Genomic DNA, 14,377 nt, shown 5'->3' with positions numbered 1-14,377 from the left:
TACACCCTTTTTGTAGTTTTAGGCTCAACCTGATTGAAAGCCTTTCTGTGCAGTGCAGCTATCCGGATTCGAGGCGATATCTATCCGATTCTTGGGCGCGGGAAGTGATTTGGGTAAGCGCTGCTCAAGCAAGCTTTTTTCGCGTTTTTTTGATTGTTTCTGCACTTTGTGGATAGCAGGCATGTGAGAGCAGAAAGTAGGGTTACAACTAATCTGTAACGGGGTGCTGTGATGAATCTGCAAACTCATGTTCGGGCTGATGCTGAATTTCAAGACATCCATGCGGTACGTCATGACCTGCAGAGTGCGCAGGCCTGGATGGCGAACATTTGCGGCCCTCACGAACTAAAGACCTCATCTGCGCAACGTCTTCATTTTCAGCATGACGGAAACGTCCTGAAGTCGATGTCTACGGTGATTGGCTATATCGAATACGGTACTGATGTCACTATCGATATTGATGCATCGGTACTCAACAGCTACAGCATCAGTCTTCCGGTCAGTGGGCAACAGGAGTTGCGAAAAGCAAATGGATTATTGATGTCCGATAGCAACAACGGGCTCATTGTTTCGCCCTATGATCAGCAAGAACTTGCCATTGCAGGTAACTGTCGGAAAATTCAGGTTGCGATCAAGTGCGTAGCAATGCATCAAGTGTTGGAGGAATTGCTACAGCGACCCGCCCCACAACCGATTGTCTTCGAAACAGGGATAAGTACAGATCAAGGAACTCCCGCGGCATGGTGGCGGCTGGTTAAATTTTTGCTGATGGAACTGGATCAGGGGCGAGAGTTTTTTGGCCATGTGTCTATTGTCCGTGACATTGAACGGACGTTGATAAAAGGTTTGATCCTGGCGCAGCCAAATAATTACTCAAGTGAACTGGAGGGGATCTCGCAAACACGGTGCCCTGCGTATTTGCTGAAGGCCAAGCAATTTATGCATGAAAATGCTGGCGGCGAACTGAACCTGAACGACATCAGTCGGGCGGCTGGCGTATCCCGTTTCAAACTCTCCGAGGACTTCAAGAAGTACTTCGGTATATCTCCCGCTTTGTACTTGAAGCGGTTTCGTCTGGAAGCAGTCAGGCAGGCGCTTTTAGAAGGTGGTTGTCATGAAAACATCACCGCGGTAGCGATGCGGTGGGGATTTAATCATCTGGGTCGCTTTTCATCAGATTACAAAAAAATGTTTTTGGAAGTGCCATCGAAAACGGTTGAACGAAGTCGGAATCATTGACTGGCCAAGGCGCCTGTTAGCAGCGCTTGCATCAAAATAAAACAAGAGACGATCGTTATGAAAACAGTGACCCAATTACTGTGTTTAAAGCCCGTGCATAATCAAAAAGTTCACACCATTGCGCCAGATCAAATGGTGTTGGAGGCGATCAGGTTAATGGCTGAGCGAAACATCGGTGCTCTACCTGTCGTAGAAAACGGGAAGGTAATCGGTATTGTCAGTGAACGAGACTATGCGCGGAAAATGGTACTTCAGGGGCGCTCCTCGGCGGGTACGCCTGTGAGGGATATCATGAGTTTCCCTGTGATAACGGTAGACGCTCGACAGCGCATTGAAGATTGCATGGGTATTATGACCGATAGCCATCTTCGTCATCTGCCAGTCGTGGAAAACGAAGAATTGCTGGGCTTGCTATCCATTGGTGATCTGGTAAAGGCGGCTATTGCAGAACAAGCCGACCTGATACAGCAATTGGAAAGCTATATCCGCGGGCATTGAAGACGTCGGACGCGCCGATTTGGCAATCGCTCGCTCAGCCCTATCCCGGTCGTGCGCGAGGAACTGAATATATTTGCTCGTCCGCGATGTTGAAAAAAACCGGTTTTTTCGTCGAGTGTGGCTCAGGGCTCCAATGCTCGCTTATGGAGATTTTGCGATGGATCATCATCCTTGTGATCCGCCTAGAAGGGTTAGGCTGCGGGGTCATCGGCGATCTGAAAATCCGGCTTGTTCAACAGGCCGATTGCTGCCCCTCATCAAGGGCAGCAGTCAAACTGCTTGAACGTCTGTGTGTACTCAATAAACAAGCTCGACTAACGCAGCTGTTTGACGCTATTTATAATGCTGCTCAAATACAGCTACCTGCTCCGGCGTGATCAGTTGAAAGGGCACCCAGACATCCGTCTCGACCGGCTCCCCTTTGATTATCTTGATGGCTGCTTGCAGCGAGCTGGTCGCTTGCGCTTTGGGGTCTTGAAAGACTGAGGCTACGAGCATTCCGCGCTTGATGGTCGCCAGACCGTCAGGCAGGCCGTCGATGCCGACAATGGCAATCTCGCCCTTGGCTTTGTCGGTTTGCTGCAGTGCCATGGCCGCACCGATGGCCATCTCGTCGTTGTTAGCCTCGATGGCATCAAAACCGGTGCCGGCCAGCAGCCAGTTGCTGGTCAGGTCCATCCCTTTATTGCGCTGCCACTCGGCACTTTGTTGTTCGACGACCTTGATCCCGGGGTAGTCCTTGAGCACCTGTTTGACGCCTTCGGTGCGGTCGTGCGTGGAGTTCTGCGCCAGGTCGCCCATGATGATCGCGATGTTGCCTTTTGCCCGCCATCTTGTCAGCCAGGTAACGCATTTGCAGTTGCCCGGCCTCAACGCCGTTGGACGTTACCGTGACCACGCCTTTGGGCAGGACGCGTTCGTCCGGATGGCGATTGACGTAGACCAGCGGTATTTTCGCTCGACGGCGGCGCGAGTCATGTTGGCGGCGGCGACGCATGATGGTTTTTCCTTTTTTGATATGAGTTGAACTTCATCAAAATCAAAAAAAATGCGTAATGCGATCTGTAGCAACAGTCGAGCCCGCGAGGCTGCGCTCGGCCTTGTAGGAGCTGTCGAGCCTGCGAGGCTGCGATCGGCTGCGCAGCAGTCGTAAAACCAGAGGTCGCGGTGTGTCAGGCAGACCGCATCAGCCGGCTTCACGACTGCTGCGCAGCCGATCGCAGCCTCGCAGGCTCGACAGCTCCTACAAGGAGAGCGTCGTAGCTGTAATGGCTTTTACTGACCGGCATTTCAATCCAGTGTGAAGGCTTGCCGAAAGCGTTGCACGTAACCTGAATGGCGCTTCATCGCAGAATCTTGCTGTCTCGGGCTTTTTGTAACTGTGCGATGGGCAATCTCTGGCTGTGGCTGCAGTTCAGTCAGGAAGGTGGCAAAACCCTTTATATCAACCGATTGTGACCGCATCACAAATGGGTCACAAGTTGTCAACCGTCATATGGATGCGTAAGCTACAAATATGAACCAGCCATCAATACCTTCACCCGGCGTTCGGGGGCCTGCGGATCATGACATTCGAAATCAGATTGTCGTGGCGGCCAACGAGCATTTCAGCCAATACGGTTACAGCAAAACCACGGTTTCCGATCTGGCCAAGGCCATCGGATTCTCCAAGGCTTACATCTACAAGTTCTTTGATTCCAAGCAGGCGATCGGTGAAGCCATCTGCGCAAATTGCCTGGCGGAAATCGTGGCAGCCGTTGAGGATGCCATCAATGTCGATGGTATTTCCTCGACGGAGCGCTTCCGACGCCTGGTCAAAACCCTGATCTCCACAGGCGTAAGCCTGTTCTTTAACGACCGAAAGCTTTACGACATCGCGGCGTTTGCTGCATTGGAAAGCTGGCCGAGTTCGCAGGTTTACGACGCACAGATCAAGGGTTTTGTGTCGCAGATCGTGCGGGAGGGACGGGAAAACAACGAATTTGAACGCAAGACTCCTTTAGACGAGACGGTCAATTCAATACATCTTGCGCTGCGACCTTTCGTCAACCCTTTGCTGCTGCAGTTCAATCTCGATTTCATCGAAGAGGCGCCAACGCTCACCTCCAACCTGATATTGCGTAGCCTCATGCCATGATTACGGGCAAAGCATTGCATGCTGCCCTGCTGCGAGAGACAAAAAATCATATCGAATTTCAGTTCTTGCACTGGGCAGCGGAAGAGGGCGTTACTGCCTGATTCGTGACTATTGGTATAAAAAGTCACCTGAATAAAACAGGGTGCATCACCTCTAGAGGGATCGCCATGATTCAGCGCCAGTATTTGCCGTACTCGTCATAGTTTGGGCCTGGGGAGCCTGCCAGCCACCTCCAAGCGCTCGGAATGCCGCGACCGCGGCCCTGGCCGATTCTGTTCTGGCTTGCGCCCGCGTATCGGAGGCCTGCAGCATTGTCTCGTCGGCGTGCAAAACATCAATAAGGCTGGCTGTGCCCATTTCATAGGCGGTGAACGATGACTGGCGAGCCTGTGTCAGTGATTCCTCTCCTCGGGTGAGGAGGGTTGCTTGCGCTTCCCGATTCACCAGCGCGGAGAAGGCGTTTTCGACATCCTCGGTGGCGCGTAACACTGACTGGCGGTAAGCGGCCAGGGCTTCGGCTTCCTGTCCTTTGGCTTGGTCGATTTGGGCGTTTATGCGACCGAAGTCGAAGAGTCTCCAGCGCAAACCCAATACGCCTGCTGACTGGCTGGCATCACCGCTAAAAAGGTTGCCGCTGGATACGGCCGTTGCACTGCCTAGCAATGCGCCAAGGGAAAATTTCGGATAGTACTCAGCGATTGCCTCCCCGATGCGTGCGTTGGAGGCTGCAAGGCGGCGCTCGGCCACAATGAGATCTGGTCGGCGGCGTAACAGTTCGGCGGGTGCTCCAGTGGTTTTTAACTGGGGCGCTAGAGGGATGTGGCCAGTACTTGCTAGTTGCGTTCTATGAGTGCCTGGTGGCGTGCCGAGTAAGATATCCAGTGCGTTCATGGCGTCATCCAGACCCGTTTGCAGAGCTGGCACTGTCGCTTGGACTTGCGACAGCGCGCCCTCCGTTTGGCGAACTTCATAGTGGGCGGCGAGGCCTTTGCCATAAAGCAGTTGGACTTTCTTCAACAGCTCCTCCTGCGTTGTGACTTGTCGGTTCGCTATGTCCAGGCGCGACTGTAATCCACGGATGATGATGTAGGTGTCGGCGGTCTGCGCGGCGATGGCCAGGCGTGTGGCGGCGGCGCCCGCTTCGGCAGCCTGATACTCGGCTAATGCAGCCTCCCGTCCGCGTCGCAGCCCGCCAAAGATATCGATCTCCCAGCTGGCATCAAGGTCGAGTTCGTAGGAGCTTGCGTACCGATCGAAGTCAGGTGTCGAGTTCAACACTTGGCCCAGTGGCGTCTCGATGGACTGGTAGGAGCGCGCAGCCTGGCCACTGATGTTTCCTGAGGGCAGTAAAGCGGCATTTGCGGCGCCTAGTCCTGCCCGCGCTTGTGTGACTCGCGCCGACGCTTGTACCAGGTCCAGGTTTTGTTCAAGTGCTTTAGAGACGAAGTCGGAAAGCTGTGGATCACCAAAGCCTTCCCACCAGTCAACAAGACCGGCCTGCCTCGGCCCAGGCCTCTGTTCGACAATAGTCTGACCCATGTAGCGGTCTGAAAGCGGAACGTCCGGACGCTGATAGTCCGGACCGACCGCGCAGCCTGCCATCAAGCTAGCGCTTACCAATAGAGCGAGGCGGAGGGAGAGCATCGAGAATTCCTGGAGCCGAATGTTGTTGGTGACTATAGTACGTCACGGTCACTCTCTGTCAACTTGAGGTTCTTGGCTGAACTGCGCGACCCTGGCGTTCGCGATGAGATCGTTGAAGGCAAGAGAAATGGGCGATTATGGCGCTATGACTTATTTCGCGGGCTTCAACACGCTGAGTCTCTTTCAGTGCTGATACTCCGCAGTTGAGCATTCCAAATGTGACCATTGACAATTATGGTCACTATTCTAATATAGGATTCCTGTTCTATCTGATCGAGTAAGGGAACCTATGCTCCGGCTTCGACCCATCCCCATTGCGGCCTGCTTGTTGCCTCTCGTGTTGACGGCGTGTGGTGACTCATCCAGTGCTGACGATCCGCGCACGCATGCCCCTCTGATAAGGCCTGGAACGGTTCAGGGTTCCTCCGACTACTCACGTTCTTTCACTGGCGTGGTGGCCGCCCGTGTGCAGGGCGATCTCGGGTTTCGGGTCTCGGGCAAGATCCTTGAGCGCCTGGTAGATACCGGCCAGACCGTTAAGCGTGGTCAGCCGCTCATGCGCCTCGATCCCACCGACTTGGGACTGCAAGCGCGAGCACAGCAAGAGTCGGTCATAGCCGCTCGGGCCCGAGCCAAACAGACAGCAGATGACGAAGCGCGATACCGCAGTCTGGTGGCCGCAGGCGCTATTTCTGCATCGGCCTACGACCAGATCAAAGCCGCAGCGGATACCGCAAAGGCGCAGCTTAGCGCCGCTGAAGCGCAGGCTGACGTTGCCCGTAATGCTTCCGGTTATGCGGTGCTGCTTGCGGATTCCGACGGCGTGGTGGTGGAGACACTCGCCGAGCCCGGACAAGTTGTCAGCCCGGGACAGCCAGTGGTTCGATTGGCGCGGGCAGGGCAGCGCGAAGCCATCGTGCACCTGCCCGAGACGTTGCGCCCCGCCGCAGGATCCACCGCGCAGGCAACGCTTTATGGCAATACCACGGACGCTGTGACAGCGAAGTTGAGGCTGCTGTCTGACTCGGCCGACCCAATGACGCGCACCTTCGAGGCGCGGTATGTGCTTGAGGGCGCATTGGCCAATGCACCGATCGGTTCGACCGTCACGCTTCGGATCGCTGAATCCACGATGCAAGGGCAGGAGCTGCAAGTACCGATCGCTGCCGTTTATGACCCAGGCCAAGGCACTGGCGTGTGGGTCATTGCCGGTACACCGGCGAAGGTGGCCTGGCGACCTGTACAAGTCCTGGGTTTGAGCGACGACTCAGTGCGAGTCGCGGGCGACCTCCAGGTCGGCGAACAGATCGTTGCGTTAGGCGCACATCTGTTGCACGAAGGTGAAGAGGTTAGATTGCCTCAACAGGATGCTGAAAAAGTTGCCGGGGGGCGTCCATGAGCGAGGGGCGCTTCAATCTTTCTTCGATCGCCGTTCGTGAGCGATCTATTACGGTGTTTCTGATCTTTCTGATTGCTGTTGCAGGCACCCTGGCGTTCTTCCAGTTGGGGCGTGCGGAAGATCCTCCGTTTACGGTCAAGCAGTTGACGGTCATTACCGCGTGGCCGGGCGCCACCGCGCAGGAGATGCAGGACCAGGTAGCAGAACCCCTTGAAAAACGCTTGCAAGAATTGAAATGGTACGACCGCTCGGAAACCTATACGCGGCCCGGTCTCGCGTTCACCATGGTGTCGTTGTTGGACCGCACGCCACCCTCACAGGTGCAGGAAGAGTTTTATCAGGCGCGCAAAAAGCTCGACGACGAAGCCACCAAGCTACCGGCGGGTGTGATCGGGCCATTGGTCAACGACGAGTATTCGGACGTGACGTTTGCGCTGTTTGCCTTGAAAGCCAAGGGCGAGTCGCAGCGCTTGCTGGTGCGCGATGCTGAATCCTTGCGCCAACAACTGTTGCATGTGCCGGGCGTGAAGAAGGTCAACATCATCGGTGAGCAAGCCGAGCGCATTTTTGTCTCCTTCTCCCACGACCGACTGGCCACCTTGGGCGTTTCTCCCCAGGACATCTTCGCCGCGCTGAATAGCCAGAATGTGCTCACACCCGCCGGTTCCATCGAAACCAGCGGGCCACAGGTTTTCCTGCGGGTGGATGGCGCTTTCGATAAATTGGAAAAAATTCGTGACACGCCCTTGGCGATTCAGGGGCGCACGTTGAAGCTCTCGGACGTGGCAACGGTTGAGCGAGGCTATGAAGACCCTGCCACCTTCCTGGTGCGCAATAACGGCGAAGAGGCCTTGTTGCTGGGGGTCATAATGCGCGAGGGCTGGAATGGCCTGGACCTGGGCAAGGCGCTGGACGCCGAGACGACGAAGATAAATGAAAGCATGCCGCTGGGCATGACGCTGACCAAAGTCACTGATCAAGCCGTGAACATCGACTCAGCCGTTGGCGAGTTCATGGTCAAATTTTTTGTCGCGCTGCTTGTGGTGATGCTTGTCTGCTTTCTCAGCATGGGCTGGCGGGTAGGCCTCGTGGTCGCAGCGGCGGTACCGTTGACGCTGGCGATCGTGTTTGTGGTGATGGCGGCCACCGGAAAGAACTTTGACCGCATTACCCTCGGCTCGTTGATTCTGGCGCTCGGACTGCTGGTGGACGACGCCATCATTGCTATCGAAATGATGGTGGTGAAAATGGAGGAGGGCTACGACCGCATCAAAGCCTCCGCGTATGCCTGGAGCCACACGGCCGCACCGATGCTTGCCGGTACGCTGGTAACGGCGATTGGCTTCATGCCCAACGGCTTCGCGCAATCGACTGCTGGCGAATACACCAGCAACATGTTCTGGATCGTGGGCATTGCCCTGATTGCCTCTTGGGTCGTTGCGGTCGCCTTTACCCCGTATCTGGGTGTGAAGATGTTGCCGAACATCAAGAAAGTCGAGGGTGGTCACGCGGCCATCTACAACACCCCCCATTACAACCGCTTCCGCCGGGTTCTGACACGCGTCATCGCCCGCAAATGGCTGGTGGCCGGTACGGTTGTCACGCTGTTTTTCGTGGCCGTTCTGGGCATGAGCCTGGTGAAGAAGCAGTTCTTCCCGACCTCAGACCGTCCCGAGGTGATGGTCGAGGTGCAAATGCCCTACGGAACCTCCATCGAACAGACCAGTGCCACTGCGGCAAAAGTCGAGGCCTGGCTGCAAAAGCAGGAAGAGGCAAAAATCGTCACGGCCTATATCGGGCAGGGCGCGCCGCGTTTCTTCCTGGCGATGGCGCCAGAACTGCCCGATCCATCGTTCGCCAAGATCGTGGTGCTGACGGACAGCCAGGAGGCACGTGAAACCCTCAAGTTCCGTCTTCGCGAAGCGGTCGCTGCAGGCCTCGCCCCAGAGGCCCGGGTCAGGGCATCTCAAATTGTGTTTGGTCCGTATTCGCCATACCCGGTTGCCTACCGGGTGATGGGGCCTGACCCGACGAAGCTGCGCGAGATTGCGGGCCGTGTCCAAGAGGTCATGCAAGCCAGCCCGATGATGCGGACGGTCAACAGTGACTGGGGGCCTCTGACGCCGACGCTGCATTTCAGCCTGGATCAGGATCGCTTGCAGGCGGTTGGACTGACATCCAGTGCGGTCGCCCAGCAGTTGCAATTCCTGCTGACCGGGGTGCCGATCACCGCGGTTCGCGAAGACATTCGTTCAGTGCAGGTGGTGGGTCGCGCCGCGGGTGACATCCGCCTTGATCCGGCTCGGATTGAAGGTTTCACATTGGTGGGAGCGGCGGGTCAGCGTATCCCTCTGTCCCAGGTCGGAAAGGTGGATGTGCGTATGGAGGATCCGATCCTCAGGCGCCGTGACCGCACGCCGACGATCACCGTGCGCGGCGACATTGCCGAAGGCTTGCAGCCACCGGACGTCTCGAGCGTGATCATGAAGGAGCTGCAGCCGATCATCGATAAACTGCCTGCCGGGTACCGGATTGAGCAGGCGGGTGCAATCGAGGAATCGGGCAAGGCCGGCCAGGCGATAGTGCCGTTGGTTCCGATCATGATTGCCCTGACGTTGCTGATCATCATTGTCCAGGTGCGTTCGATCTCGGCAATGATCATGGTGTTCTTCACCTCGCCGCTGGGATTGATCGGCGTGGTGCCAACGCTGCTAATCTTCCAGCAGCCGTTTGGGATCAACGCTCTGGTCGGCCTGATCGCGCTGTCGGGCATTTTGATGCGCAATACGCTGATTCTGATAGGGCAAATTCATCACAATACGCAAGAAGGGCTGGACCCGTTTCACGCTGTAGTCGAAGCCACCGTACAGCGTGCCCGTCCGGTACTGCTGACTGCACTCGCGGCAATCCTGGCGTTCATTCCGCTGACCCATTCCGTTTTCTGGGGGACGCTGGCCTACACGCTGATCGGAGGAACGTTGGTCGGCACCATCATGACGCTGGTGTTCCTGCCGGCGATGTATGCCATCTGGTTCAAGATCGGTCCTGACAATACGAGTCAAACTGAAACCGCGAGCAAGCCAGCCAGCCTGGCGGACAGGACACCACCCCGTCCTCTCTCCGTTCACCTCACCACAAAGCTCTAGCCATAGGTAGAGCTTGCGCCGAGGTTGATCGCGGTAGCATCGGGACGCCAGCAAAGGTCATTTCAGGGTGATGGTGGTGTTTACCGCGCCGCTGGTGTCGTCTTCGTCGAACCAGCGCTGGGTGACCGTCTTGGTCTGGGTGTAGAAGGTCACCACCTGCTTGCCGTAGGGACCCAGGTCGCCCAGCTTGGAGGCGCGCGAACCCGAGAAGGAAAACAGTGGGACCGGCACCGGGATCGGCACGTTGATGCCCACCTGGCCGACGTCGATCTCTTCCTGGAAATGACGGGCGGCAGCGCCGGAGCGGGTGAACAGGGCGGTACCGTTGCCATTCGGGTTGGCATTGATGATCTCGATCGCCTCGCTCAGGCTGGCGGCGTGCATCACGCACAGCACCGGGCCGAAGATCTCTTCGCGGTACACAGACATCTGCGCGGTAACGCCGGAGAAGATGGTCGGGCCGACGAAGTTGCCATCTTGGTAGCCCGGCACGCTTGGGTTGCGCCCATCCAGTTCAAGCCTGGCGCCTTCTTCGATGCCGCTGGCGATCAGACCGTTGACGCGTTCCAGGGCGGCGCAGGAAATCACCGGGCCGATGTCGGTGCCCGGCTCGGTGCCGCCATTGATCTTGAGAGTCTTGGTTCGCTCGATCAGGTCCGGCAACCAGGCCTGCGCTTCACCGACCAGAATCACCACTGGCAGAGCCATGCAGCGCTGGCCCGCAGCGCCAAAGGAAGCACCCAGCAGGTTGTTCAGGGTCTGCTGTTTGTTGGCATCGGGCAGCACGATGGCGTGGTTCTTGGCGCCCATCATGCACTGTGCACGCTTGCCATTCTGGGTCGCGCGGTTATAGACGTGGGTGCCGACCTTGGTCGAACCGACGAAGGACACGGCCTTGATGTCCGGGTGGTCGCAGATCAAGTTCACCGCGTCGACACCACCGTGGATAACGTTGAGCACGCCTTTCGGTACACCGGCCTCCAGCGCCAGTTCCACCAGGCGCATGGTCACTAGCGGATCCTGCTCGGACGGTTTGAGGATGAAGGTGTTGCCGGTGGCGATGGCCATCGGGAACATCCACAACGGGATCATTGCCGGGAAGTTGAACGGGGTGATGCCGGCGCACACGCCCAGCGGCTGCATCAGGGTGTAGGCGTCGACGCCGTTGGCCACGTTGTTGGCCAATTCGCCCATCTGCAGATTGCCGATGGCGGTTGCGTGCTCGACGACCTCCAGGCCGCGGAACACATCACCTTCGGCATCCGGCAGGGTTTTGCCCTGTTCGGCGGTGAGCAGGGCGGCCAGTTCCTTGATGTTTTCGCGGATCAGTTGCTGGTATTTGAAGAAGATCCGGGAGCGGGCGCCGATCGGCGTCTTGCGCCAGGTCTTGAAGGCTTCCTTGGCGCTGGCCACGGCAGCGTTCATTTCTTCGGCGGTGGCGAAGGGCACGCGGGCCAGGACTTCCTGGGTCGCCGGGTTGATCACGTCGCGCCATTGGGTGCTGCGCGATTCGACGAACTCGCCGTTGATGAGAAGCTTGACGCTAGGAATGCTGGAGGCGGTCATTTTCGGGTCCTGTCTACTTTTTTTGAGTCGAGTGACGCCCCTCGGCCTGATTGGCCGAGCGGTCGCGTTTGAATTCAGAAAGGGGCCGGCGCACCGGCCCGAGGTTCAGCCCTTGAGGTGCGGGAAGTCTTCTTCGAAGTATTCCTGCGGGCCGCGCGCGTCACCCTGGCGACGCTGCACTTCCATTTGCCGCAATTCCACCCGGCGAATCTTCCCCGAGATGGTCTTGGGCAGTTCGCTGACGAATTCGATACGTCGCACCCGCTTGTAAGGCGCCAGGTGCTCGCGGGCAAAGGCGAGGATGTCGGCGGCCAGTTCGCAGCTGCCCGGAGCGTCATGGGCCAGGATCAGATAAGCCTTGGGCACTGCCAGGCGCACCGGATCAGGGCTCGGCACCACGGCCACCTCCATGACGGCCGGGTGTTCGATAAGCGCGCTTTCCAGCTCGAAGGGACTGATGCGGTAGTCGGAGGCTTTGAACACATCGTCGGCGCGGCCGACAAAGGTGACATAGCCATCCTCGTCGATCTGCGCGGTGTCGCCGGTGCGGTAGTAACCGTCGCGCATCACTTCGGCGGTTTTTTCCGGGCTGTCCTCGTAGCACAACATCAGACCGAGTGGTCGCACATCCAGCGGCAGCGCTACTTCACCCTCATTGCCGGGTACGCCATCGGGGTCAAGCATGGTCACTCGATAACCCGGCAGCGGACGGCCCATGGAGCCGGGTTTGAGCAGTTGGCCAGGTGTGTTGCCGACCAGGGCGGTGGTTTCCGACTGGCCGAAGCCGTCGCGCAGTGGCAAGTCCCAGGCATGCAGGATCTGCTCGATGATCTCCGGGTTCAGCGGTTCACCGGCGCCCACCAGTTCACGCAGTTTCAAGCGCTCCTTGTAACTGGCCAGGTCTTCCTGGATCAGCATGCGCCAGACGGTGGGCGGGGCGCACAGGCTGGTGACGCCGTAGCGCTCCAGCGCGCCGAGCAGGGCCGGGGCGCTGAAGCGCGCGACATTGTGGATGAAGATGCAGGCGCCGGCGTTCCAGGGTGCGAAGAGGCAGCTCCACGCATGCTTGGCCCAACCCGGTGAGGAGATGTTCAAGTGCAGGTCACCCGGCTGCAGGCCGATCCAGTACATGGTCGACAGATGGCCGACCGGGTAGCTCTGGTGACTGTGCAGCACCATCTTCGGTTTGGAGGTGGTGCCGGAGGTGAAGTACAGCAGCATCGGGTCGGTGGCCAAGGTGAGGCCCTCGACTTCGAACTGCTCGGGATATTCGCTGGCGGCGCTGTGCGAGGTCCAGTCGGCGGGGCCCGGACCGACGCAGATGCGGCTGCAGCCTTCACCCAGGCCGACGAACTTGTCGACATGGGCGCCGCCGACCACCAGGTGGCGAACCTGGCCGCGCTCGATGCGGTCGCTCAGGTCATCCGGGGTCAACAGGGCAGTGGCGGGAATGACCACGGCGCCGAGTTTGAAGGCGGCCAGCATGGTTTCCCACAGGGCCACGTCGTTGCCGAGCATCAGCAGGATGCGATCGCCGCGACGCACGCCAAGGGCACGCAAGTGGTTGGCCACCTGGTTGGAGCGCGAGGCCAGTTGCTGGAAGCTGTAGCGCTGTTCGCTGCCGTCTTCTTCGACGATCCACAAGGCGTTGGCGTGATTGCCCTGCGCCATGGCATCGAAGTAATCCAGCGCCCAGTTGAACTCGTTCAATTGCGGCCAGTGGAAGTCACGCACCGCTGTGGCGTAATCGGTGCGGTGGGAAAGCAGGAAGTCGCGAGCGGCGAGGAAGGGGTGGCTGTTGGTGTTCATGGTTCTCTCCATCAATCAAGGTGTCGATCGGCGCGGGTAGTGAGTACGAAGCAGTCACGCGCCGAGAGAGGCATCGCTGCGCGTCGCGTGGCGTACGGGACAGGTGCGCAAACCTGATGATGGAGAGACGGCCGTCAAGAATGGTTTCACGGTGAATTCCCTTGGTTATTTTTGTCGGGACTGACCTGGTTCATGACCAGATATGAATCGAGTATAGGTATGCATAAAACAAATATGAATGGCTAAAAAAGCCCGTATGTTGTGCAAAAATGCATGGAGCTGTTTTGCTCGTCTCGTGGCTGAACCGCAAGGCGAATGCCACTCACACCGCCCTGGCGCTGGGAATGGCATTCGGCCCGCGGGCGTATTTACCAGAGCTTCAGGGTGTAGCTGACGATCAGGCGGTTTTCATCCAGGTCGCTGCCGAAGTGGGTCGAGCGCACCGTCGCGTTGCGCCACTTAACGCCGACATTCTTCAGCGGCCCGCTCTGCACCACATAACCAATGTCGGTATCACGTTCCCACTCCTTGCCTTGCGGGCGGTTGCCGCCCAGATCGATGTTGTCACCGGTGAGATAGCGGGCCATGAAGGTCAGGCCCGGCATGCCAATGGCCGCAAAGTTGTAGTCGTAGCGCGCCTGCCAGGATTTTTCATCCTTGCTCGCGAAGTCGCCGATCTGCACGAAGTTCACCAGGTACGCATCGGTGCCGTTGACGTAGGCGTAGCCGGTGTCGCCGCTCATGCCTTGGTAACCCAGGCCGAACGCATGGCTGCCGAGGCTGTAGGTGAACATCGCGCCAATCGCATTGTTATCAATATTGCTGCCGCCATCATCCGTTGAACGGGCAAAGCGCAGATCCGTCTTCAGCGACTGGCCGGTGGTGACTGGCAACACGTAGGTCAGGTTGACCAGGTGCTGGCTGTAGAAGTTGTCGAGG

At 57.9% G+C, this 14,377-nt stretch carries 9 protein-coding genes and 1 pseudogene; 5 read left to right on the top strand and 5 right to left on the bottom strand.

Features of this window, described 5'->3' with window-relative positions; genetic code table 11:
• Positions 1-231: 231 nt before the first annotated feature.
• Together BZL43_RS12755 and BZL43_RS12750 are read left to right on the top strand one after the other, a co-directional pair.
• Entirely contained in the window at positions 232-1,239 is a 1,008-nt protein-coding gene (locus BZL43_RS12755) for an AraC family transcriptional regulator (protein ID WP_095632636.1), read from the top strand.
• 57 nt (positions 1,240-1,296) lie between these two features.
• Positions 1,297-1,737, top strand: a complete 441-nt coding sequence (locus tag BZL43_RS12750; protein WP_095632635.1) for a CBS domain-containing protein — start codon at positions 1,297-1,299, stop codon at positions 1,735-1,737.
• Between the two features lie 333 nt (positions 1,738-2,070).
• Here the strand turns inward: BZL43_RS12750 and BZL43_RS12745 are convergent.
• Positions 2,071-2,727 (bottom strand): annotated as a pseudogene (locus BZL43_RS12745) (substrate-binding domain-containing protein); the annotation flags it as partial.
• A gap of 526 nt (positions 2,728-3,253) precedes the next feature.
• Between BZL43_RS12745 and BZL43_RS12740 the strand changes: the two are divergent.
• Entirely contained in the window at positions 3,254-3,874 is a 621-nt protein-coding gene (locus BZL43_RS12740; protein ID WP_095632634.1) for a TetR/AcrR family transcriptional regulator, read from the top strand.
• Positions 3,875-4,027: 153 nt separating this feature from the next.
• Here BZL43_RS12740 and BZL43_RS12735 read toward each other — a convergent pair whose 3' ends face one another.
• Positions 4,028-5,518, bottom strand: a complete 1,491-nt coding sequence (locus BZL43_RS12735; RefSeq protein WP_095632633.1) for an efflux transporter outer membrane subunit — start codon at positions 5,516-5,518, stop codon at positions 4,028-4,030.
• Between the two features lie 289 nt (positions 5,519-5,807).
• Here BZL43_RS12735 and BZL43_RS12730 point away from each other — a divergent pair, with 289 nt between their 5' ends.
• Both BZL43_RS12730 and BZL43_RS12725 read left to right on the top strand, forming a co-directional pair.
• Positions 5,808-6,917 carry an efflux RND transporter periplasmic adaptor subunit gene (locus BZL43_RS12730; protein ID WP_095632632.1) on the top strand — a complete coding sequence of 370 codons (1,110 nt, stop codon included), beginning with the start codon at positions 5,808-5,810 and terminating at the stop codon, positions 6,915-6,917.
• Entirely contained in the window at positions 6,914-10,063 is a 3,150-nt protein-coding gene (locus BZL43_RS12725) for an efflux RND transporter permease subunit (RefSeq protein WP_095632631.1), read from the top strand. Before BZL43_RS12730 ends, BZL43_RS12725 begins: the two co-directional genes overlap by 4 nt.
• A gap of 57 nt (positions 10,064-10,120) precedes the next feature.
• Here BZL43_RS12725 and BZL43_RS12720 read toward each other — a convergent pair whose 3' ends face one another.
• The 3 genes from BZL43_RS12720 to BZL43_RS12710 form a co-directional block, all read right to left on the bottom strand.
• A complete protein-coding gene (locus BZL43_RS12720) occupies positions 10,121-11,629 on the bottom strand; it encodes a CoA-acylating methylmalonate-semialdehyde dehydrogenase (RefSeq protein WP_095632630.1) in 1,509 nt (502 codons plus the stop codon).
• Between the two features lie 105 nt (positions 11,630-11,734).
• Positions 11,735-13,438 carry an AMP-binding protein gene (locus BZL43_RS12715; protein WP_095632629.1) on the bottom strand — a complete coding sequence of 568 codons (1,704 nt, stop codon included), beginning with the start codon at positions 13,436-13,438 and terminating at the stop codon, positions 11,735-11,737.
• A 368-nt stretch (positions 13,439-13,806) separates the two neighbouring features.
• Positions 13,807-14,377 (bottom strand): OprD family outer membrane porin (locus tag BZL43_RS12710; protein WP_143517856.1); only part of this gene is annotated, 571 nt, incomplete at its 5' end.

The sequence above is a fragment of the Pseudomonas sp. PICF141 genome (assembly GCF_002286815.1).
Classification (GTDB): domain Bacteria; phylum Pseudomonadota; class Gammaproteobacteria; order Pseudomonadales; family Pseudomonadaceae; genus Aquipseudomonas.
The sequence above is the reverse complement of the archived record's forward strand: the minus strand, read 5'-3'. Positions and strand labels throughout refer to the sequence as shown.